Annotated in this window: 17 protein-coding genes; 8 read left to right on the forward strand and 9 right to left on the reverse strand. The window is 68.0% G+C overall.

What is annotated here, in order from left to right:
- The first annotated feature begins 251 nt into the window (after positions 1 to 251).
- On the forward strand, positions 252 to 830 hold the full coding sequence (locus tag G5B31_RS00420; RefSeq protein WP_165012700.1) for a DUF1285 domain-containing protein: 579 nt from the start codon (positions 252 to 254) through the stop codon (positions 828 to 830).
- Positions 831 to 1,604 (forward strand): hydroxypyruvate isomerase family protein, encoded by a 774-nt coding sequence (locus G5B31_RS00425; protein WP_165012702.1) that lies wholly within the window; start codon positions 831 to 833, stop codon positions 1,602 to 1,604. It abuts the gene before it with no gap.
- Positions 1,605 to 1,608: 4 nt separating this feature from the next.
- Here the strand turns inward: G5B31_RS00425 and G5B31_RS00430 are convergent, their stop codons facing one another.
- From G5B31_RS00430 to G5B31_RS00440, 3 genes are all read right to left on the reverse strand, one after another.
- On the reverse strand, positions 1,609 to 2,187 hold the full coding sequence (locus G5B31_RS00430; RefSeq protein WP_165012704.1) for a hypothetical protein: 579 nt from the start codon (positions 2,185 to 2,187) through the stop codon (positions 1,609 to 1,611).
- Complete coding sequence (locus tag G5B31_RS00435; RefSeq protein WP_165012706.1) at positions 2,187 to 2,954, reverse strand: hypothetical protein; 768 nt, start codon at positions 2,952 to 2,954, stop codon at positions 2,187 to 2,189. The genes G5B31_RS00430 and G5B31_RS00435 overlap by 1 nt, the downstream gene beginning before the upstream one ends.
- 81 nt (positions 2,955 to 3,035) lie before the next feature.
- On the reverse strand, positions 3,036 to 4,532 hold the full coding sequence (locus G5B31_RS00440) for a caspase family protein (protein WP_165012708.1): 1,497 nt from the start codon (positions 4,530 to 4,532) through the stop codon (positions 3,036 to 3,038).
- A gap of 354 nt (positions 4,533 to 4,886) precedes the next feature.
- Between G5B31_RS00440 and G5B31_RS00445 the strand changes: the two genes are divergently transcribed.
- From G5B31_RS00445 to G5B31_RS00460, 4 genes are all read left to right on the forward strand, one after another.
- A complete protein-coding gene (locus tag G5B31_RS00445; RefSeq protein WP_165012710.1) occupies positions 4,887 to 5,072 on the forward strand; it encodes a zinc-finger domain-containing protein in 186 nt (61 codons plus the stop codon).
- Positions 5,073 to 5,346: 274 nt separating this feature from the next.
- Positions 5,347 to 6,063, forward strand: a complete 717-nt coding sequence (locus G5B31_RS00450) for a DUF2459 domain-containing protein (RefSeq protein WP_165012712.1) — start codon at positions 5,347 to 5,349, stop codon at positions 6,061 to 6,063.
- Positions 6,064 to 6,091: 28 nt separating this feature from the next.
- Positions 6,092 to 8,905 (forward strand): DNA polymerase I, encoded by a 2,814-nt coding sequence (gene polA / locus G5B31_RS00455; RefSeq protein ID WP_165012714.1) that lies wholly within the window; start codon positions 6,092 to 6,094, stop codon positions 8,903 to 8,905.
- Position 8,906: 1 nt separating this feature from the next.
- A complete protein-coding gene (locus G5B31_RS00460; protein ID WP_165012716.1) occupies positions 8,907 to 9,266 on the forward strand; it encodes an MmcQ/YjbR family DNA-binding protein in 360 nt (119 codons plus the stop codon).
- A 355-nt stretch (positions 9,267 to 9,621) separates the two neighbouring features.
- On the opposite strand, the gene G5B31_RS00465 is transcribed toward G5B31_RS00460, so the two are convergent.
- The 3 genes from G5B31_RS00465 to G5B31_RS00475 are packed head-to-tail and all read right to left on the reverse strand — an operon-like array spanning position 9,622 to position 11,865.
- On the reverse strand, positions 9,622 to 9,912 hold the full coding sequence (locus tag G5B31_RS00465; RefSeq protein WP_165012718.1) for a YciI family protein: 291 nt from the start codon (positions 9,910 to 9,912) through the stop codon (positions 9,622 to 9,624).
- Entirely contained in the window at positions 9,912 to 10,283 is a 372-nt protein-coding gene (locus tag G5B31_RS00470; protein ID WP_165012720.1) for an HIT domain-containing protein, read from the reverse strand. The genes G5B31_RS00465 and G5B31_RS00470 overlap by 1 nt, the downstream gene beginning before the upstream one ends.
- Before the next feature lie 4 nt (positions 10,284 to 10,287).
- A complete protein-coding gene (locus G5B31_RS00475) occupies positions 10,288 to 11,865 on the reverse strand; it encodes a DUF5928 domain-containing protein (protein WP_165012722.1) in 1,578 nt (525 codons plus the stop codon).
- A 155-nt stretch (positions 11,866 to 12,020) separates the two neighbouring features.
- On the opposite strand from G5B31_RS00475, the gene G5B31_RS00480 reads away from it, so the two are divergent.
- Positions 12,021 to 12,839 (forward strand): sulfotransferase family protein, encoded by an 819-nt coding sequence (locus G5B31_RS00480; RefSeq protein ID WP_165012724.1) that lies wholly within the window; start codon positions 12,021 to 12,023, stop codon positions 12,837 to 12,839.
- Positions 12,840 to 12,908: 69 nt separating this feature from the next.
- Here the strand turns inward: G5B31_RS00480 and ilvD are convergent, their stop codons facing one another.
- A complete protein-coding gene (gene ilvD, locus G5B31_RS00485; RefSeq protein WP_165012726.1) occupies positions 12,909 to 14,750 on the reverse strand; it encodes a dihydroxy-acid dehydratase in 1,842 nt (613 codons plus the stop codon).
- A 155-nt stretch (positions 14,751 to 14,905) separates the two neighbouring features.
- Positions 14,906 to 16,132 carry a urate hydroxylase PuuD gene (locus tag G5B31_RS00490; RefSeq protein WP_165012728.1) on the reverse strand — a complete coding sequence of 409 codons (1,227 nt, stop codon included), beginning with the start codon at positions 16,130 to 16,132 and terminating at the stop codon, positions 14,906 to 14,908.
- A gap of 112 nt (positions 16,133 to 16,244) precedes the next feature.
- Between G5B31_RS00490 and G5B31_RS00495 the strand changes: the two genes are divergently transcribed.
- Positions 16,245 to 17,162 carry a LysR family transcriptional regulator gene (locus G5B31_RS00495; RefSeq protein WP_165012730.1) on the forward strand — a complete coding sequence of 306 codons (918 nt, stop codon included), beginning with the start codon at positions 16,245 to 16,247 and terminating at the stop codon, positions 17,160 to 17,162.
- Between the two features lie 289 nt (positions 17,163 to 17,451).
- Here G5B31_RS00495 and G5B31_RS00500 read toward each other — a convergent pair whose 3' ends face one another.
- Positions 17,452 to 18,963 carry a DUF2125 domain-containing protein gene (locus G5B31_RS00500; protein WP_165012732.1) on the reverse strand — a complete coding sequence of 504 codons (1,512 nt, stop codon included), beginning with the start codon at positions 18,961 to 18,963 and terminating at the stop codon, positions 17,452 to 17,454.
- Positions 18,964 to 18,977: the final 14 nt, after the last annotated feature.

Here is an 18,977-nt window from a genome sequence, read left to right on the forward strand (position 1 = left end):
CGGGCCGGGCACAAATGGCAAAAAGCGACTTGACACAAATGATCGTGACAGCGGCGCGAGCCCGCCTGCCGCAAGTCGGCGGCATTCTGCCCCGGCCCCCTTGAGGATATTTATGGTCCAGAAAGAGGAAAGCGCCCTGCCTCTTTCTGGACGACAAATATCCCCGCCGGAGGCATCCGCCGCGTGTCCCGGGAGACCGGCCCGATAGAAGCGCCCTTGCCGTTCGGGCCGCATCGCGCGACAGTCGCGCCATGACCAAACCCACCGCCGACACGCTTGCCGCCGCCGCCAGGGCCGCCTCGAAGGAGAAGGGTCTGCCGCCGGTCCACCTGTGGAACCCGCCCTTCTGCGGCGACATCGACATGCGGATCGCCCGCGACGGCACCTGGTATTACCTCGGCACCCCCATCGGCCGGGCGCCGATGGTCAAGCTGTTCTCCTCGATCCTGAAACGCGAGGGCGACAGCTATTTCCTCGTCACCCCGGTCGAGAAGGTGGGGATCAGGGTCGACGACGCCCCCTTCCTGGCGGTGGATTTCGAGGTGGAGGGAAAGGGCCGCGACCAGCGCCTGACCTTCGTCACCAGGACCGAGGACCGCGCCGCCGCCGGGCCGGAGCATCCGCTGCGGGTGGAGCGGGGCGAGGACGGCGAGCCCGCGCCCTACGTGCTGGTCCGCAGCGACCTCTGGGCGCTGATCGACCGGAAATCCTTCTACCGGCTTGTCGATCTGGGTTGCCATGAGACCCATGAAGGGGATAGCTGGTTCGGCCTCTGGTCCGGCGGGGTCTTCTTTCCGGTCATTCCCTCTTCCGAGCTGCCCAACCCCTAGATGCCCCGTTTCGCCGCCAACCTGACGCTGCTCTTCACCGAAGTCCCGATGCTCGACCGGCCCGACTGGGCGCGACGCACCGGCTTCGACGGGGTGGAGGTTCTGTTCCCCTACGACCACCCGGTGGCCGAGTGGGAAAAGGCGCTGGCCGGCCTGCCCTTGGCGCTGATCAACGCGCCCCCGGGGGACTGGGCCAGCGGCGACCGCGGCTTCGCCGCGCGGCCCGGCTACGAGACCGCCTTCCGCGACAGCTTCCTGCGCGCCGCCGACTATGCCACAAGGCTGGGCGCACCGCGCATCCATGTCATGGCCGGCGTCGCCAAGGGACCGCAGGCCGAGGGCACCTATGTCGAGAACCTGACCTGGGCGCTGGCGCAGGCACCGGACCTGGGGATCTGCATCGAGCCGCTGAACCCCGAGGACATGCCGGGCTATTTCCTGAACGACTACGACCAGGCGGCGCGGATCCTCGACGACATCGGCAATCCGCGGATCGGGCTGCAATTCGACCTCTGGCACGCGGCGCGGCTGCACGGCGACCCGGGCGCGGTCTGGCGCGACCATGCCTGCCGCACCGCCCATGTGCAGATCGCCGGCTTCCCCTCGCGCAACGAACCCGGCGGCGGCGGCTTCTCGCTGCCCGCCCTCTGCGATGCGGTGGACGGGATGGAGGGGGTCTGGATCGCCGCCGAATACCGCCCCGCCCGCGGCACGGCGCAGGGTCTGACCTGGCTGCAGGCGCTGAAGTCGCGCGGGATGCCGATCGGCGGCTGAGGCCTCAGATCGACCGCAGCAGGATGGTGTTCGACCGCACCGCCGTCGAGATCGCCACGAAGCCCGCGGCCTCGGCCGAGGTCTCGGAGGACCGCAGCAGGATCGTCCCGGTCTCCTCGATCACGCCGATCGCCGCATCCGTCGCCACCTCCATGCGCGAGGTCTCCACCGCCCGGATCGGCCGCGGCGTGGCATGGCCGGAGTCCCGCGCCACCCCCGCAGGCAGCGAGGAGGAGCGGTTGTCGGTCACGATCTTCGCCAGCTTGCGCGAGCCGTCCTTCAGCGCCGCCTTCGCCGGGGCGTATTCCGGGGTCGAGGGCAGGGCATCGGCCGCCGAATCCATCTCGGCCGCAAGGCAGTCGATCACATATTCCTTGCGCTTCAGCCGGCTGCAGAAGTCGCGCGCAAGGTTGATCTCCTCCACCGCCTGCGCCACCGCCGAGGGTTCGGCCTCGGCCAAAGGCGGCACGAAGACCGGGCCGACATCCACCGCATCCTTGCCCGCCAGCGCCGGCACGCCCGAGACCGGAACCAGCGCGAAGGCCAGCGCGCCGCTCAGGGCCATCCATTCCGCCTTCCGCATCAGAACTTCCCTCCGAACAGCCTGTCGGTCGTCAGCGTCACCTGCAGGGTGAAGCGCCTTGCGTCGTTCTGGTCGAAGGCATCCTCGACCGAGGCGGTGAACTGCATGTCCGGCAGCGCCGCCAGCCGGAAGCCGGTGCCCAGCGTCACGTCCTCGCCGGTCCAGGCCGCCGACAGCGCCCAGTTGTCGTTCATCGCCATGCCGGCGCCGAAATAGACGCCCGGGTCGCTGTCGTTGTTGCGGATGTTGGTGCCGGCGCCCAGCGTCAGCATCAGCCGCCGGTCCACCCCGCCGATGGCCGCGGTGGGAAAGGCGGTCAGCGTCAGGTCGAAGCTTTCGTCCGGGGACTCGGCCACGCCCCAACCGGCGATGTGATCGGCGGTCACGCCCAGATACATCGGCGTGCCGCCGCCCTGCAGCCGGGTCGCCGCCTTCAGCGTCAGGTAGCCCGCATCGCCGAAATCGTCCTTCAGCGAGGTGATGTTGGCCGTCACCTGGAAGCCCAGGCCCTGGTCCGCATTGCCGAAGCCCATGCCGAGGGCGATGGAGCCGTCCCTCTTGTCCCAGAACCCGCCGGAGGTTGCATAGCCGGTGCCGATGTCGCGCCGCGACGACAGGCTGACCGAGACGAAGGCCAGCCCGCCGGGCGCCACGGTGCCCGCCCGGATGCCTGCGATGGTGACGTAGTTGGCGTCCTCGGCCCCGGCGCTGCCCGCCATCAGCGCGGCAAGGACGACGGAAGTGGAAAACCGCGCAATCCCCTGCATGAAAACTCCTTAACGTTACGTCAGGCCCTTGCAGCGTGAACCGACTTCCCACAACTGTCGAGCGATTTCATTTTCCCCAACTCAGGTTTCTTCGATGCCGAAGGCCTTGCGCATCGCCGCGGCGGTTCCGGGGCCGATGGCGCCGTCTTCTTCGCCATCGTAGAAGCCGTTCTGGCGCAAGGCGCGCTGCAGGGCGCGGCGGGTCGCCGGCTCGAACTGCTCTTCCATCTTCGGGATCATCGCCAGCACCGCCGCATTGCCCGACCGCAGCGCCTGGTAAAGCAGCACCGCCGCATCCTCGGGGCCGCGGCCGGGCACCGCGCCGTCGTCGATCAGCGCCGCCAGGTTGTATTGCGATTCCGGGTCGCGCTCGGCGGCGGCGAGGGTGAAGTAATGGATGCCCTTCACCGGATCGGCGGGCAGGCCGTAGAGCCCCTGGTAATGGATGAAGCCCAGTTCGTTCAGCGCATTGCCGTAGCCCTGGTCGGCCGAGGCCTGGTAAAGCGCCAGCGCGCGCGCCGGATCGGCCGGGCCGCCGATGCCCTTCTCCACCAGCCGGGCCAGCTCGAACTGCGCCTCGGGAGAGCCCGCTTCCGCCGCGCGCTCGAAATACCCGCGCGCCTCGGCGGCATCGAACTTCGGGTCGTTCCGGTTCAGCCGGATGTAGCCCAACCCCAGCAGCGAGCGGGTGTCGCCGCTGTCGGCCAGCGCCAGCAGCAGGTCCTCCTGGTCCGGGGCCAGCTTCGCCCAGCCGTCCTCGCGGTCCGCCGCAAGGCTGACATCCGCCTCGCCCTCGCGCGCGCCGGCCAGGTAGAACGGCGTCCCGGGCAGCGAGCCGTAGGAGAACGGCTCCTGCAGGTTGCCGGTCGAGGCCAGCACCTCGTCGCGCACCCGGCGCAGCATCACCCCGATCTCCAGCCCCGGCACCTGCATGTTGTCGATCAGCGCCTGGGCGAAGGGGCTGTGGCTGCCGCCCACGCCGTCCAGCGCCGCCATGCCGTGGCGGGCGGCGTAGAACACCACCGTGCCGCGGTCCGGGTCGGTCGGCGCCAGCCCCGCGGTGCCGCCGCCGCGGGTGCCGCTGTCGCCCGCATCGGCCGCGGCGTCCACGGGCGAGATGCCGCCGCCGAAGGGGTTGTCGCGGCAGCTGTCCAGAAGGATCACCCCCATCCGCCGCGCCTTGCCCACCGCCGCCTCCAGCTGCCGCAGCGAGATCGAGGCCGCCTGCACGTCCTGGTTCGAGGCCACCTTGGCATCCACCGGGATCAGGAAGTTCTCGCCCTGCACCTCCACCCCGTGGCCGGCGTAGTAGACCAGCGCCAGTTCCGCCGTCTCGGCGCGGAAGGCGAAGTCGTCCAGCGCCGCCTGCACCTCGGCCAGCGGCGCGTCGGTGACCAGCACGACCTCGAACCCCGTCTTCTCCAGCGTGTCGGCGATGCCCCTGGCGTCGTTGACGCTGTTGGCCAGCGCCGGGATGCGCGAATAGGCCCCCATGCCGATCACCAGCGCCAGCTTCTCGGCCAAGGCCTGAAAGGGAAGCGTCAGCAGGAACAGGGTCAGGACCAGAAGGCGAAGCATGTCACGGATCCGGGAAACAAGCGGTTCTTGGTCAAAGCGGCAGGGGCGGCCGGGACGGCGACCGCCGGGAATGCGGGGATGATGCCCGATCCGCGGCGGATTGCAATTCAACTCTGCCGCACCGCCTCTGGCACCGATTCGGCCCCGCCTGCCCGGCGCCCGTTGCGGCCCCTCCGGCCCCAGCCGGCGCGACAGCAGGCCGCCCGGCATCGGCCGGACCGGCGCAGCGGGCGATTTCGCCGCGATCTCATCGGTTTACGCCGCCCGTTGGCCCCCTGCGGCAGCGCTACTCTTGCCCGCCCCCGCCGCATCCGTAATATGCCGCGGGCCTAGCCCAAGCCAAGGATGCAAGCGATGACCCTCGACGCCCCGGAAACCCAAGTCGTCACCACCTGGAAAGTGGCCTGCGACGGCGGCGAGGGCGCGCTCGGCCATCCCCGCGTCTGGCTGACCATCCCGGCCGACACCGGCTTCGTCGAATGCGGCTATTGCGACAAGAAATACGTGATCGACCGCGACCACGCCCACGACGACCACTAGGCAGACCGGTGTTTGGCGATGCCGCGCCCGTCCCGACTGGCGAAGGCCATCGCCTTCGCCACGGCGCACCATGGCAACCGGGACCGGCCGGACCTCAATGGCGCGGCCAGCGCCCGCCCGCCCCTCGGCGGGCGCTTCTCGCCCGCCCGGGCAGGCGCTGGCCTATCGGGTCTCGTGCCACCGCAGTATCCGGGTGATCCGCCGCGCACGGGCGGGGGCGAGGCAGTGCCTCGCCTTCTCCCGCCCGGCCAAGCCGCGGAATTTCCGGTGCTGAATGCCGCTCCGCGTTAAGGCCGCCTTGCGGCTTCTCCTCCGCGCCCTCACCACGCTGGTCGCGCTGCCGGTGCTGTTCTTCCTTGCGGGCTTCGCCGGCGCCCTGCTGCCCGGCGGCGGCAGCTGGCAGGACGACCCGCCCGAGGTCCGCATCGGCCTGCTGCACGGCCTGATCCACTACGACTTCGTCCTGCCGCTGGACGACCGCCTGCGCGCGGACTTCGCCTTCGCCGGCGGGGCCGCGGGCGAAACCGGCTGGCTTCTGGTCGGCTGGGGGGCCGAGGGCTTCTACACCTCAACCGGCAGCTATGCCGACATCTCGCCGGCCATCGCCTGGCAGGCCGCCACCGGCGACGCCGCGGTGATCCGCATCGACCACCTGCCCCATATCCCCGAGGATTTCGAGGCGGTGACCTGGCTCGACCTCAGCCGGCGCCAGTATGACGCCCTTGTGCAGGGCATCCTGGCCGACCTGCCCCGCGACGCGGAACGACGGCCCCTGCCCGATTCCGCTCCCGGCTTCACCGCCACCGACAGCTTCTGGCAGGCCGAGGGCCGCTTCTCGCTGCTCGATCCCTGCAACCAGTGGATCAGCCGCCGGCTGCGCGCCGCCGGGGTGCCCTTCGGCCTCTGGACCCCGACCATCCAGGCGGTGGACCTGTCGCTGTGGCGGAACGCCCGCCCCGAGGCTGGAAGCGACCCCCTCTTCGTGCCATAGAAAGGCCGACACAGGGGGGAGAGACCGCATGACCTTCGGCAAGGGCCATCACCTGCATCTGATCGACGGCTCGGCCTATATCTTCCGCGCCTACCACGCGCTGCCGCCGCTGACCCGCCAGTCGGACGGGCTGCCGGTGGGGGCCGTGGCGGGCTTCTGCAACATCCTGTGGAACGAGATCTCGCGCTCGAACGGCGCTGCCGCCACGCATCTGGCGGTGGTCTTCGACCATTCGCCGAAGACCTTCCGCAACGAGATCTATCCGCAATACAAGGCCAACCGCCCGCCGCCGCCCGAGGACCTGCGGCCGCAGTTCCCGCTGACCCGCGACGCCACCCGCGCCTTCAACGTCGCCTGCCTGGAGCTGGAGGGCTACGAGGCCGACGACATCATCGCCACCCTCGCCCGCCGGGCGGCCGAGGCCGGGGGCAGCTGCACCATCATCTCCTCGGACAAGGACCTGATGCAGCTGGTCCGCCCCGGGATCGACATGTTCGACCCGATGAAGAACCGCAGCATCGGCCCCGACGAGGTGCTGGAGAAGTTCGGCGTCCCGCCCGAACGGGTGATCGATGTGCAGGCGCTGGCCGGCGACAGCACCGACAACGTGCCCGGCGCGCCGGGGATCGGGCTGAAGACCGCGGCGCTGCTGATCCAGGAATACGGCGACCTGGACGGGCTGCTGGCCCGGACGGGAGAGATCAAGCAACCCAAGCGGCGCGAGGCGCTGGAGGCCAATGCCGAGCTGATCCGCATCTCGCGGCAGCTGGTGTCGCTGGAGGACGACGCGCCGGTGTCCGAGACGCTGGACGAACTGGAGATCACCCCGCCCGATCCCGAGAAGCTGCTGAAGTTCCTGACCGAGATGGAGTTCCGCTCGATCACCCGCCGGGTGGCGGAGCGGCTGAAAGTGGCGGTGCCGGCCATCACCACCGCCACGCCGCCCGACGATACGCCGGTGCAGGAAGAGCCGCCGAAGCCTTTCGACCATTCCGCCTATGTCGCCATCCGCGACCGCGCCACGCTGGACCAGTGGATCGCCCGCATCCGCGAGGCCGGTCATGTCGCCGTGGACACCGAGACCACCAGCCTGGACGAGATGCGGGCCGAACTGGTCGGCATCTCGCTTTGCGTCGAGGCGGGGGATGCGGCCTACATCCCTCTGGGCCACCGGCAGGGCGGCGGCGACCTGTTCGGATCGAACGCGCCGGTCGAGGGGCAGCTGGACCTGGACGAGGTGCTGGCGGCGCTGAAGCCGGTGCTGGAGGACCCGGCGATCCTGAAGATCGGCCAGAACATGAAATACGACTGGAAGATCTTCGCCCGCCACGGCATCCGCACCGCCCCCATCGACGACACCATGCTGATGAGCTACGCGATGCAGGCCGGGCTGAACCTGCACGGGATGGACGTGCTGGCGGAAAAATACCTCGGCCACCAGTGCATCCCGATCAAGTCGCTGATCGGCAGCGGCAAGGCGCAGGTCACCTTCGACCGGGTCGCCATCGAGGATGCGGTGAAATACGCGGCCGAGGATGCCGACGTGACCTTCCGCCTGTGGGACCTGTTCAAGCCGCAGCTGCACCGCGCGCGGGTGACCACCGTCTACGAGATGCTGGAACGGCCGCTGGTGCCGGTGCTGGCCGAGATGGAGATGGCCGGCGTCCAGGTGGACCGCGACACGCTTGCGCGGATGTCGAACGCCTTTGCCCAGACCCTGGCGCGGCTGGAGGACGAAATCCAGGACATCGCCGGCGAGAAGTTCAACGTCGGCTCGCCCAAGCAGCTGGGCGAGGTGCTGTTCGACCGGATGCAGGTGCCGGGCGGCGAGAAGGGCAAGACCGGGGCCTACGGCACCGGGGCCGACGTGCTGGAGGACATCACCACGCTGGAGGACAGCCACCCGCAGGGCGCCCGGCTGGCCGCGCGGGTGCTGGACTGGCGGCAGATCGCCAAGCTGAAATCCACCTATACCGACACCCTGCAGGAGGCGATCAACCCCGATACCGGCCGGGTCCACACCTCCTATTCCATCGCCGGGGCCAACACCGGGCGGCTGGCCTCGACCGACCCGAACCTGCAGAACATCCCGGTGCGGACCGAGGAAGGGCGGCGGATCCGCGAGGCCTTCATCGCCCCGCCGGGCAAGGTTCTGGTCTCGCTCGACTACAGCCAGATCGAGCTGCGCATCCTGGCCCATATCGCCGACATTCCGGCGCTGCAGCAGGCGTTCCGCGACGGCATCGACATCCATGCGATGACGGCCTCCGAGATGTTCAACGTGCCCTTGGACCAGATGACGCCCGAGATCCGCCGCAAGGCCAAGGCGATCAACTTCGGGGTGATCTACGGCATCTCGGGCTTCGGCCTCGCCCGCAACCTCCGCATCCCGCGGGCCGAGGCGCAGGGCTTCATCGACCGCTATTTCGAGCGGTTTCCGGGCATCAAGGAATACATGTCCGAAACCATTAAGTTCGCGCAGGAGAACGGCCATGTGCAGACCCTGTTCGGCAGGAAAATCCACACGCCCGAGATCAACGCCAAGGGGCCCGGGGCGGGGTTCGCCCGCCGCGCCGCGATCAACGCGCCGATCCAGGGCACCGCGGCCGACGTGATCCGCCGCGCCATGGTGCGGATGCCCGAGGCCACCCGCGACCTGCCGGCGAAGATGCTGCTGCAGGTCCACGACGAACTGCTGTTCGAGGTGGAGGAGGCCGCCGCGCCCGATCTGATCCGCATCGCCCGCGGGGTGATGGAGGGGGCGAACCTGCCCGCGGTGGAACTGAAGGTGCCGCTGACGGTGGACGCCGGCCAGGGCCGCAACTGGGCCGAGGCGCATTGACATGATCCGCGACTGGGCAGAACTGAAGGCCTTCGCCCTGTCGCTGGGCCTGCCGCGGGTCACGCTGGAGCATCCCTGGGGCAACGAGGCGCTGAAGGCCCACGGCCGGATGTGGTGCTGGTGGAGCCCCTTCGAGGACGCCGCCGTCTTCCGCGCCGGCCGCGACGAGCGCGAGATGCTGATGGAGGCGGACCCGGAGACCTTCTTCCTGCATCCGCACTACCGCAACCACGACCTAATGCTGGTCCGCGCCGGCCGGATCGACCCGGACTGGGCCCGGCCCCGGCTCATCCGCGACTGGCGGGCGGCGGCGCCGAAGCGCTGGCTGAAGGAGTGGGACGCGGAAAACCCCGCGACCTAGGTGGGTCGACATCCGTTCCGGCCCGTCTGGCGAAGGCGCGTGCCTTCGCCACGGCGCAACGGTTCCGCTTGACCGGCCGGGACCATCAGTCCCGGCCAGCGCCCGACCCGGCGGGCGCTTCTCGCCCGCCGGGTCGGGCGCTGGCCTTCCGTGGTCTCGGGCTGACAGGTCTACAGGGTGAACCCATCCGCACGGGCGGGGGCGAGGCAATGCCTCGCCTTCTCCCGCCCGGACAGGCCGCGGGCCTGGCCGGTGGGGATGGCGGTGAAACGCATCGGGCTCTCCTTCCGGGACCGGGGCCGGAAGATGGCCGGGCCGGGGCGCGGCGGCGACCCGGATGTTGCGGCTTCGGCGCTCAGCCGTCCATGTCGACGATGCGGAAGGCATGGACCTCGGCCCGCATCAGCCCCTCGGCCACCGCCGGGTCGGCTTCGGCCACCGCGCGGGCCTCGGCCTCATCCGCCGCCTCGACCACCGCCAGCCCGAAATCGCCGTTCTCGGCCCGGCCGACGAAGCGCAGCCTGCCCGCCGCATGGAGCCCTTGCAGATAGCCGAAGTGCCGGCCCATCACCGCCATCTCCGCCTCGGTGACCGTCGCCGCGAAATCGGCGCGCGGCGGCAGGATGCGGTAGAGGAAGGTCGGCATCAGGCCGGTCTCACCAGCATCGGCCCCAGCGGCCGGCCGGCGAGGATGTGCAGGTGGTAATGCGGCACCTCCTGATGGCCGTGGGCGCCGGCGTTGGTGATGGCGCGGAAGCCGTCGCCGTTCACCCCCAGCATCTCGCAGACCCGGGCGCAGGTGCGGTGGAAATCGGCGATCTCGGCCTCGGTCGCCTCGGCGGCGAAATGCGCGAAATCGACATAAGCGCCCTTCGGGATCACCAGCACATGCACCGGCGCCTGCGGGCGGATGTCGTGGAATGCCAGGGTGTCGGCGGTTTCCAGCACGGTCTTGTTCGGGATCTCGCCCCTCAGGATGCGGGCGAAGATGTTCGAGGTGTCATAGGTCCAGGGCATGTTCTCAATCCACGAAAAGATACTCGGTCGCCACGATCTCCCGCGCCTTTTCCACCGGAATGTCAAGGAACTCGGCCAGCGGCAGGGTGTTCTCGTCCACGCTCGCCGACTGCCGGATGCGGTGGAAGCCGGGAAAGTCGAACTCGCGGATGCGGTCGGACTCGAAGCGCACATCGTAGCGGATGGTCGGCAGCAGGCGGTCGATGGTCTCCTGCGGGGTGCGGTCGCCGGCAAGTCCCACCCTGCGGGCATGGCCGATCAGGTAATCGTCGGTGAAGTCGCATTCGATCTCCAGCAGCCGCACCTTGGCCCGGTCGTTGTAGAAATCCTGCATCAGCTCGGTCGAGGCCGGGTCGATGCAGAAGATCAGCCGGTCGGTCTGCCAGTAATCGAACAGCATCCGCACCAGCGCCCGGCGGTGCCGGGTGCGCTTCTCCAGGTTGGACTGGATGCCGCCCAGGTCGGGCAGCTGGGTCGCGGCCTCGTTGAACAGGTAGTCGATGGCGGGCGTGTTGGTGACGTTCCTCACCCGTTCGACCAGCCGCTTGGCGACGTGCCATTTCTTGCAGGTCACCATCATCAGCGTGCGCTCGCGGCCGATGCTGGTCTCGGCTTCCCAGAACCGCGGCGCGAAGCGGCGGCCGATGCGGCCGCGGCCGGTCAGGAACTTGAACAGGCTGCGGCCCTCGTTCGAGATCTGGAACCGGGTGCCGGTGGCGGAATAGAGCTTGCCCAGCCTTTCCTTCAGCTCCTTCGCCTCGGGGCTGATCTTGCGGGCGAAGAGGTAGTCCTGGCTGATCAGCAGCTCGTAATGGTCGTTGTAGAAGGTCACCGGCATCCCGTAGTCGGTGAACATCAGGAAGGTCAGCGGCCGGGTCCTGATCTCGCTTTCGCGCACCAGATGGCGGACGATGGTCTGGAAGAAGGTCTCGTCCGGGATCCAGGTGGTGCGGAAGAAGCGCAGCACGTCGGGGCGCTTCCTGATGAACTCCAGCACCCATTCGACGGTGCGCCGGCGCAGGCACCACCACTGGCTGCCGATCTGCATCACCAGATCGGCGGGCACCTTGCGGGCCAGCCCCAGCTTCTTCTGCCACTCCATCGAGCGGTAGAACCAGTCCTTGCGGTTCCGCTCGTTGAACCAGTGGCGGTAGATCAGCCGCTCTTCCTTGATGCCGGTCTTGATCCAGTCGGAATTGTAGAAATCGAAGCTTTCGATGTAGTCGACATCCTCGCGTTCCAGGAAGGACCGGGCATATTCCGCCGATTTGATCGGCATGCAGTCGCCCGACAGCATGTAGAAATGCGTCGCCCGCGGAAAGGCGTCGACCGCGGCGCGGACCGCACCCAGCGTGGCCTCGACCAGCGACCATTCGCCCCAGCCGCATTTCACCCGCCGCCGGGCGAAGGCGACCGAGGGGTTCTCGGCCAGCGCCGCCCTGATCCGGTCGAAATCCTCGCGCTTCGCGTTGGCGTCGAAATGGATGGCGATGAAGTCGCCCGCCGCCGTCAGGCGCTCGGCCTGGGCGATGATCCCCTCGGGGTCCTTGTGACAGAGAAGGATATAGGCGATCTTGGCCATGTCGGGGTGGGTCGGCGCTGCCTCTGCTGCTGACTGTTTCCATAAAGTGCTTTGTGCTTCCTTGAAAAGTCAAAGTTTCTTTGCTTTTTTGCCGGGGATTGGTTCCAGGCCGGAAATAACGGCCGGACGGCAGCGACGGGCAGGAGTGTGTGGCGATGGGGTTCCCCGGCACCTGGATGACGGAAAGCGAAAGCGTGGTCTACCGCGTGGTGCCGAAATGCGCCTGCTCGACCATCGGGCAGATCATGTTCTATTCCGACCATGGCCGCTTCTTCGACGGCGACATCCACGACGCCATGTCGGGGATGCACAAATGGGCGATCGAGGCCAGCCAGCCGCTGATCGAGAAGAACGTCAAGAAGCACAAATCCTACGCCTTCACCTGCGTGCGGAACCCCTATACCCGGATTCTCTCGTCCTTCTTCGACAAGATCTGCGGCATCCAGCGGAACGGCAAGCGCTACCGCGGCAACCTGGTGCCGCTTCTGGTGCAGAAATACGGGGTCGAGGTCGGCGGCGACGACGGCAAGCAGGAGTTCGATCAGATCAAGAGCTTCCGCCGCTTCCTGCTGTTCGCGCGCGACACCATCCGTTTCAGGAAGCCGATGGAGCCGGACATCCACTGGTCGGCGATGGCGGGGCATATCAGCACCTTCATCGTCAACGGCGGCCGCTACGACCACATCTTCTTCACCGAGGATTTCAACGCCGGAATGCAGGTGGTGCTGGACAACATCAAGGTCAAGCATCCGGTCGACCTGAAGAAGATCCCCCGCTTCAACGAGAGCGAGGGCCACGGCCCCGCCCGGGCGCATCCGGTCGAGGATTACTTCGACGACCTGTCGATGCACATCGTCTGGGAAATCTACAAGCGCGACTTCCAGCTGTTCAAATACGATTTCGACAACCCGGGCAACAAGATGCCCAAGGCCGAGGTCGACCTGGACGAGGTCCACGCCAAGCTGGGCGACTGAAGCGGAACTTTCAAAAATTCCGCAGCGGAGCCTTTGAAGGCTCCGCCCGATTTCTCCAAAGAAATCGGCTCAGGCCTCGTCGGGCAGTTGCCGGACCGCGCCCTTGTCGGCGGAGGTGGCCAAGAGAGCATAGGCCTTCAGCGCCGTGGTCACCTTGCGGCTGCGCGGCGCCGCGGGCTTCCAGCCCTTGGCATCCTGCTCGGCCCGGCGGGCGGCCAGTTCGGCGTCGGAAACCCGCAGGCTGATCTTGCGGCCCGGGATGTCGATGTCGATCATGTCGCCCTCGCGCACCAGGCCGATGGCGCCGCCGGCCGCCGCCTCGGGCGAGACATGGCCGATGGACAGGCCCGAGGTGCCGCCGGAGAAGCGCCCGTCGGTCAGGAGCGCGCAGGCTTTCCCCAGGCCCTTCGACTTCAGGTAGCTGGTCGGATACAGCATCTCCTGCATCCCAGGGCCGCCCTTCGGCCCTTCGTAGCGGATCACCACCACGTCGCCTTCCTTGATCTTGCTGGTCAGGATGGCCGAAACCGCGGCATCCTGGCTCTCGAACACCCGCGCGGGACCGGAGAAGACCAGGATCGACTCGTCCACCCCCGCGGTCTTCACGATGCAGCCGTCCAGCGCGATATTGCCCTTCAGCACCGCCAGCCCGCCATCCTTGGAGAACGGATGCTTCGCGGACCGGATCACCCCGTTCTCGCGGTCGAGGTCCAGCTCGACATAGCGGGCGGCCTGGCTGAAGGCGGTGGCGGAGCGGACGTTGCCCGGGGCGGCCATGAAGAACCGGCGGACGTTGTCGTGGTTGCTGCGGCTCACGTCCCAATGGTCCAGCGCCGCGCCCATGGTCGGGCTGTGCACGGTGGTGCAGTCGCGGTTCAAGAGGCCCGCATTGTCCAGCTGGCCGAGGATCGCCATGATCCCGCCGGCGCGGTGGACATCCTCCATATGCACGTCCTGCTTAGCGGGCGCGACCTTGCAGAGGCAGGGCACCTTGCGGGACAGCCGGTCGATGTCCTCCATGGTGAAGTCGACCCCGCCCTCATGCGCCGCCGCCAGGATGTGCAGCACGGTGTTGGTGGAGCCGCCCATGGCGATGTCCAGCGCCATCGCGTTCTCGAAGGCCTGCTTGTTGGCCACGTTGCGCGGCAGGACCGAGGCGTCGTTCTGCTCGTAGTAGCGGCGGGTCACGTCGACGATCAGGTGCCCGGCCTCGATGAACAGCCGCTTCCGGTCCTCATGCGTCGCCAGGGTAGAGCCGTTCCCGGGCAGCGACAGGCCCAGCGCCTCGGTCAGGCAGTTCATGGAATTCGCCGTGAACATGCCCGAGCAGGAGCCGCAGGTCGGGCAGGCCGCCTTCTCGATGGTGGCCACGTCCTCGTCGCTGTAGCTGTCGTCCGCCGCCACGACCATGGCGTCCACCAGGTCCAGCGCGATCTCCTTGCCCTTGACCACCGCCTTGCCGGCCTCCATCGGCCCGCCGGAGACGAAGACCGCCGGGATGTTCAGCCGCATCGCGGCCATCAGCATTCCGGGGGTGATCTTGTCGCAGTTGGAGATGCAGACCATGGCATCGGCGCAATGGGCGTTGACCATGTATTCCACGCTGTCGGCGATGATCTCGCGCGAGGGCAGCGAATAAAGCATCCCGTCGTGGCCCATGGCGATGCCGTCGTCCACCGCGATGGTGTTGAATTCCTTCGCCACGCCGCCCGCCGCCTCGACCTCGCGGGCGACCAGCTGGCCCAGGTCCTTGAGGTGGACATGGCCCGGCACGAACTGGGTGAAGGAGTTGACGATGGCGATGATCGGCTTGCCGAAGTCGCCGTCCTTCATCCCCGTCGCGCGCCAGAGCCCGCGGGCGCCGGCCATGTTGCGGCCATGGGTGGTGGTGCGGGAACGGTAAGCGGGCATGGGGATTCTCCGGCGTCTGGCTGCGGAAGAGGTAGACCCGCAGGGCGTCGGATACAATGCCTGTTGCAGGAAAGGCACCGGCCCCGCCGTGCCGGAGGCACCGGGTTTTCGCCGAAAACCCGAAAATCCGATCCTTCGGCGAAGGATCGTGCCCCTCAGCCCTGCCCGGCGGCGCGGAACCAGTCGACGATGGCCTGCCGCTCCTGCGGTTCCATGAACGACAGATTTCCGGGCGGCATGGCGTGGGAATAGCCCGACTGCATGGCGATGCGGCGGGCCTCGTGGGCGATCTGCGCCTCGGTCTCCAGCACCACGCCCTTCGGCGGCCAGTGCAGCCCCTCCCAGACCGGCTCGGCGGCGTGGCACATGCTGCACCGCCCCTGGACGATGCCGACCACATCCTCGAACCCCGCCGCGCCGGCATAGAGCTGCGCGGTGGCGTCCAGCTGCGCCTCGGCCTCGGGCACGGTGCGCATCGGCGCGGTGGACAGCCAGGCGATCAGCAGGAACAGCACGGTGGTCGCGGCCCAGGTCCAGTGCGGGCTGCCCTGGCGGGCGTGGCGGGTGTTGAACCAGTGCCGGATCGTCACCCCCATCAGGAATACCAGGCTGGCGATGATCCAGTTGTAGCTGGTGGCGAAGATCAGCGGGTAGTGGTTCGACAGCATCAGGAAGATGACAGGCAGCGTCAGGTAGTTGTTGTGGGTGCTGCGCTGCTTGGCGATCTTGCCGTATTTCGGGTCCGGCTTGCGGCCCGCCTTCAGGTCGGCCACCACCACCCGCTGGTTCGGCATGATGATGAAGAACACGTTGGCCGACATGATGGTGGCGGTGAAGGCCCCCAGGTGCAGCATCGCCGCCCGGCCGGAGAACACCTGGGTGTAGAACCAGCTCATCCCCACCAGCACCGCGAACAGCGCCAGCATCAGCGCGTTCTGGTTGGCGTTGACGAAGACCTTGCACAGCGTGTTGTAGGCGATCCAGCCGAAGGCCAGCGAGGCCATCGAGATCGCCACCGCCTGCCAGACCTGCAGCTCCATCACCGCGGGGTCGATCAGGTAAAGCTCGGCCCCCAGGTAATAGACCAGCACCAGCATGGTGAAGCCGCTGATCCAGGTCATGTAGCTTTCCCACTTGAACCAGATCAGGTTGTCGGGCATCGCCGCCGGGGCGACGAGGTATTTCTGGATGTGGTAGAAGCCGCCGCCATGGACCTGCCATTCGTCGCCGTCCGCCCCCGAGGGCAGGTTGCGGTCGCGGTGCAGGCCCAGGTCCAGCGCGATGAAGTAGAAGCTGGACCCGATCCAGGCGATGGCGGTGATGACATGCAGCCAGCGGAATGCGATCTCGACCCATTCCCAAAGAACGACCCAGTCATACATGGCGGCCCTCTCCCCCGTTGATCCCGAAACGCTATACCGGCAAGGGTTTTGCTGTTAATCCTGTCAAATGCCGGATCACTTTCAAGCCACCGCGTAAAATCGCAGGCCGCCGATGAGCTACGTCAACAATATCCGCATGTTCGTCCGGGTCTACGAACTTGGCAACATGAGTGCTGCGGCGCGGGACCAGCGCACCTCGCCCGCGGTGGCCTCGGCGCGGATATCCGAGTTGGAGAAACACCTCGGCGTGCGACTCTTCAACCGCACCACCCGCAGCCTGCAAGCGACCGAGAACGGCCGCATCTTCTACGACGGCGCCCGCAAGATCCTGGATGCCATCGACGAGGCCGAGGCGGCGGTGATGGACGTGACCCAGAACCCGCGCGGCACGATCTTCGTGGCGGCGCCGCTGGGGATCGGCCGGCGGCTGATCGCGCCGCATGTGCCGGCGTTCAAGGACCTGTATCCGCAGATCGACGTGCGGCTGAGGCTCAGCGACCGCTCCATCGACGTGGTGAGCGAGGGGATCGACGTGGCCTTCCACCTGGGCCTCCTGGACGACAGCACGCTGAAGGTGCGGCTGATCGCCGATTGCCCCCGGGTCCTCTGCGCCTCGCCCGATTACGTGGCGCGGCGGGGGATGCCGGCGGACGGGGCGGCGCTGGTGGCGGACCGGCACGATTGCCTGAACCTGCGCTTCCCGGGCGCGAAGGAATTCCAGTGGACCTTGCAGACCCCGGAAGGACCACGGCGGTTCGAGATCACCGGCCCCTTCGAATCGGATGACGGCGACGTGCTGACCGGCTGGGCGCTGGACGGGCGCGGCATCGTGCTGAAGCCGATCTTCGACGTGGCCGACCACCTGCGCGCGGGCCGGCTGGTGCCGGTGGCCACCGCCACTCCGCCGCTGCCGACGCAGCTCTCCAGCCTGTCGCAGCACCGGCGGCTGAAGGACCCCAAGGTGCGGCTGTTCACCGATTTCATGGCCGCCCGCGTCAAGGACGAGATGCGGCGGGCGACCGAGGGGTAGGCCGGTCCTGACCGGGCGGGAGAAGGCGAGGCATTGCCTCGCCCCCGCCTGTGCATGCGGTTTCCACCGGAGACCTGTCAGCACGAGACCCCGAGAGGCCAGCGCCCGACCCGGCGGGCGAGAAGCGCCTGGCCCAAGGGCGGGGCGGGCGCTGGCCGGGCCTTGGAGGCCCGGCCGGGATGGTTGATATGGCGGGATGTGGCGAAGGCGATGGCCTTCGCCATGGATGCCCCCCAAAGAAAAAGGCGCGGGGTTTCCCCCGCGCCCGGTTCCGCCCGCAGGCGCAGTCTCACATCGGCAGCGGCTGGCCGTTCACCAGGATCTGCATCCCCTCCTTGACCTCGATGTCCGAGGTCAGGCTGTCGTCGCCGTTGCCCGAGGGCTTCATGAACATGCCCATCATCATGCGCACGCCCATGGCGTCCTGCTCCTGCACCAGCCCGGTCTTGATCAGCCCGTCGATCAGCGCATTGGCGCCGTCCACGTTCACCTTGGCGGTGCCGACCGGCATCGGCATCCCCATGGAGTTGTCGAAGGTGAAGGCCCCGGTCGCGTTCAGCGCCGCGCCCGCCACCTTCAGGGTGATGTCGGTGATGTCCAGCTTCTCGGGCGCCGGCACCGGCGGCGTGGCGCCGGTTTCCTCGGCCTCGGCCATCGCCAGAAGGTCCAGCGTGGTGCGGCCGCTGACGTCGATGTTCAGGTCCAGCGGGTCGCGCTTCAGCGCCGCGCCGGGGTCGAACATGCCCCAGACGCCCTCGCTCAGCGCCAGCTGGTCCAGCTTCATCTTGATCCAGGCGTCCTGCGCCTCGGTGGCGATCACCGGCAGGTTCAGGTCCATGGCGGCCTCGGCCAGCGTCATCTCCATCGGCGCCGGGAAGGCGGTGCTGGTGATGTTCAGCTGCACGTTGCCGCTTTGCGAGACCATGGTGAACTTGTCCTTGTCGAACGAGGCCGAGCCCTCGCCGCCGGCGCTGGCCATGGTCATCTCGTAGGGGAAGAACTCGCTCTCCTGCTTGGCGGAGCCGGTGCCGGCGCCCTGGCCGAAGGTCAGCGCGATGGCGAAGCCCTCTTCCAGCGCCTTGCGGAAGCCGGCCGGGCCCTGCAGCTCGGCCAGCGGGGTGGTGGAGGGCAGGGTCACGTCGAAGCCGGCGGTGAAATCCGCGGTCTCGCTGACCGAGGAGGTCTTCATCCCCATGCCCGGGTCGTCGGTGGTGCTGTCGAACAGGAATTTCGCCGCCGTCAGGTCCAGGCCGAACATCCGGTTGTCGCCGGGCGTGTCGGAATAGGAGCCTTCCAGCGCCTCGAAGCCGACCTTGCCGCCGTTCTTGACCACCGGCGCGGGGGCGCTGTCGTCGAAGGAATAGCCTTCGCTGGCGATGTCGTAGGTGACATCCAGCTTCGCGGCCTCGAAGTCGTAGACCAGCGCGCCGGCGTCTTCCGAGGCGGTGATGACCAGCCCGTCATGCACCAGGTCGACCTTGGCGGCATTGGCGCCTTCGCTTGCAGCAATGCCGATGGCGGCGCCCGGGGCGATGGTGACGGTGCCGTCGCTGTTCTCGGTCAGGGTCATGTCCGAGATGGTGAAGGGATTGGCCGCCCCCTCGGGCGCGATCGAGACGCCGTTCAGCGTCAGCACGCCGCCGGCGTTCGATTCGGTCGCGGCGGTGACGGTCAGCCCGGCCATGGCGCCGGCATCCTTCCAGGATTGCCAGACCTGATCCGCGGTCAGGGCAGCGTGGGCGGTTCCGCCCATGAGAAATACCAGTGCCGGCACGGCGGCCAAAGTCCTGAATTGAAACATGTTGCTCTCCTTGG

The sequence above is a fragment of the Rhodobacter sp. SGA-6-6 genome (assembly GCF_011043545.1).
Taxonomy (GTDB): Bacteria; Pseudomonadota; Alphaproteobacteria; order Rhodobacterales; family Rhodobacteraceae; genus Pseudogemmobacter.

Coding starts and splice junctions, on each gene's coding strand:
- G5B31_RS00495 (WP_165012730.1), top strand. CDS start 16,245: ATGAGCTACGTCAACAATATCCGCATGTTCGTCCGGGTCTACGAACTT.
- G5B31_RS00445 (WP_165012710.1), top strand. CDS start 4,887: ATGACCCTCGACGCCCCGGAAACCCAAGTCGTCACCACCTGGAAAGTG.
- G5B31_RS00425 (WP_165012702.1), top strand. CDS start 831: ATGCCCCGTTTCGCCGCCAACCTGACGCTGCTCTTCACCGAAGTCCCG.
- G5B31_RS00490 (WP_165012728.1), bottom strand. CDS start 16,132: ATGTATGACTGGGTCGTTCTTTGGGAATGGGTCGAGATCGCATTCCGC.
- G5B31_RS00430 (WP_165012704.1), bottom strand. CDS start 2,187: ATGCGGAAGGCGGAATGGATGGCCCTGAGCGGCGCGCTGGCCTTCGCG.
- ilvD (WP_165012726.1), bottom strand. CDS start 14,750: ATGCCCGCTTACCGTTCCCGCACCACCACCCATGGCCGCAACATGGCC.
- G5B31_RS00420 (WP_165012700.1), top strand. CDS start 252: ATGACCAAACCCACCGCCGACACGCTTGCCGCCGCCGCCAGGGCCGCC.
- polA (WP_165012714.1), top strand. CDS start 6,092: ATGACCTTCGGCAAGGGCCATCACCTGCATCTGATCGACGGCTCGGCC.
- G5B31_RS00465 (WP_165012718.1), bottom strand. CDS start 9,912: ATGCCGACCTTCCTCTACCGCATCCTGCCGCCGCGCGCCGATTTCGCG.
- G5B31_RS00440 (WP_165012708.1), bottom strand. CDS start 4,532: ATGCTTCGCCTTCTGGTCCTGACCCTGTTCCTGCTGACGCTTCCCTTT.
- G5B31_RS00435 (WP_165012706.1), bottom strand. CDS start 2,954: ATGCAGGGGATTGCGCGGTTTTCCACTTCCGTCGTCCTTGCCGCGCTG.
- G5B31_RS00460 (WP_165012716.1), top strand. CDS start 8,907: ATGATCCGCGACTGGGCAGAACTGAAGGCCTTCGCCCTGTCGCTGGGC.
- G5B31_RS00470 (WP_165012720.1), bottom strand. CDS start 10,283: ATGCCCTGGACCTATGACACCTCGAACATCTTCGCCCGCATCCTGAGG.
- G5B31_RS00480 (WP_165012724.1), top strand. CDS start 12,021: ATGGGGTTCCCCGGCACCTGGATGACGGAAAGCGAAAGCGTGGTCTAC.
- G5B31_RS00450 (WP_165012712.1), top strand. CDS start 5,347: ATGCCGCTCCGCGTTAAGGCCGCCTTGCGGCTTCTCCTCCGCGCCCTC.
- G5B31_RS00475 (WP_165012722.1), bottom strand. CDS start 11,865: ATGGCCAAGATCGCCTATATCCTTCTCTGTCACAAGGACCCCGAGGGG.
- G5B31_RS00500 (WP_165012732.1), bottom strand. CDS start 18,963: ATGTTTCAATTCAGGACTTTGGCCGCCGTGCCGGCACTGGTATTTCTC.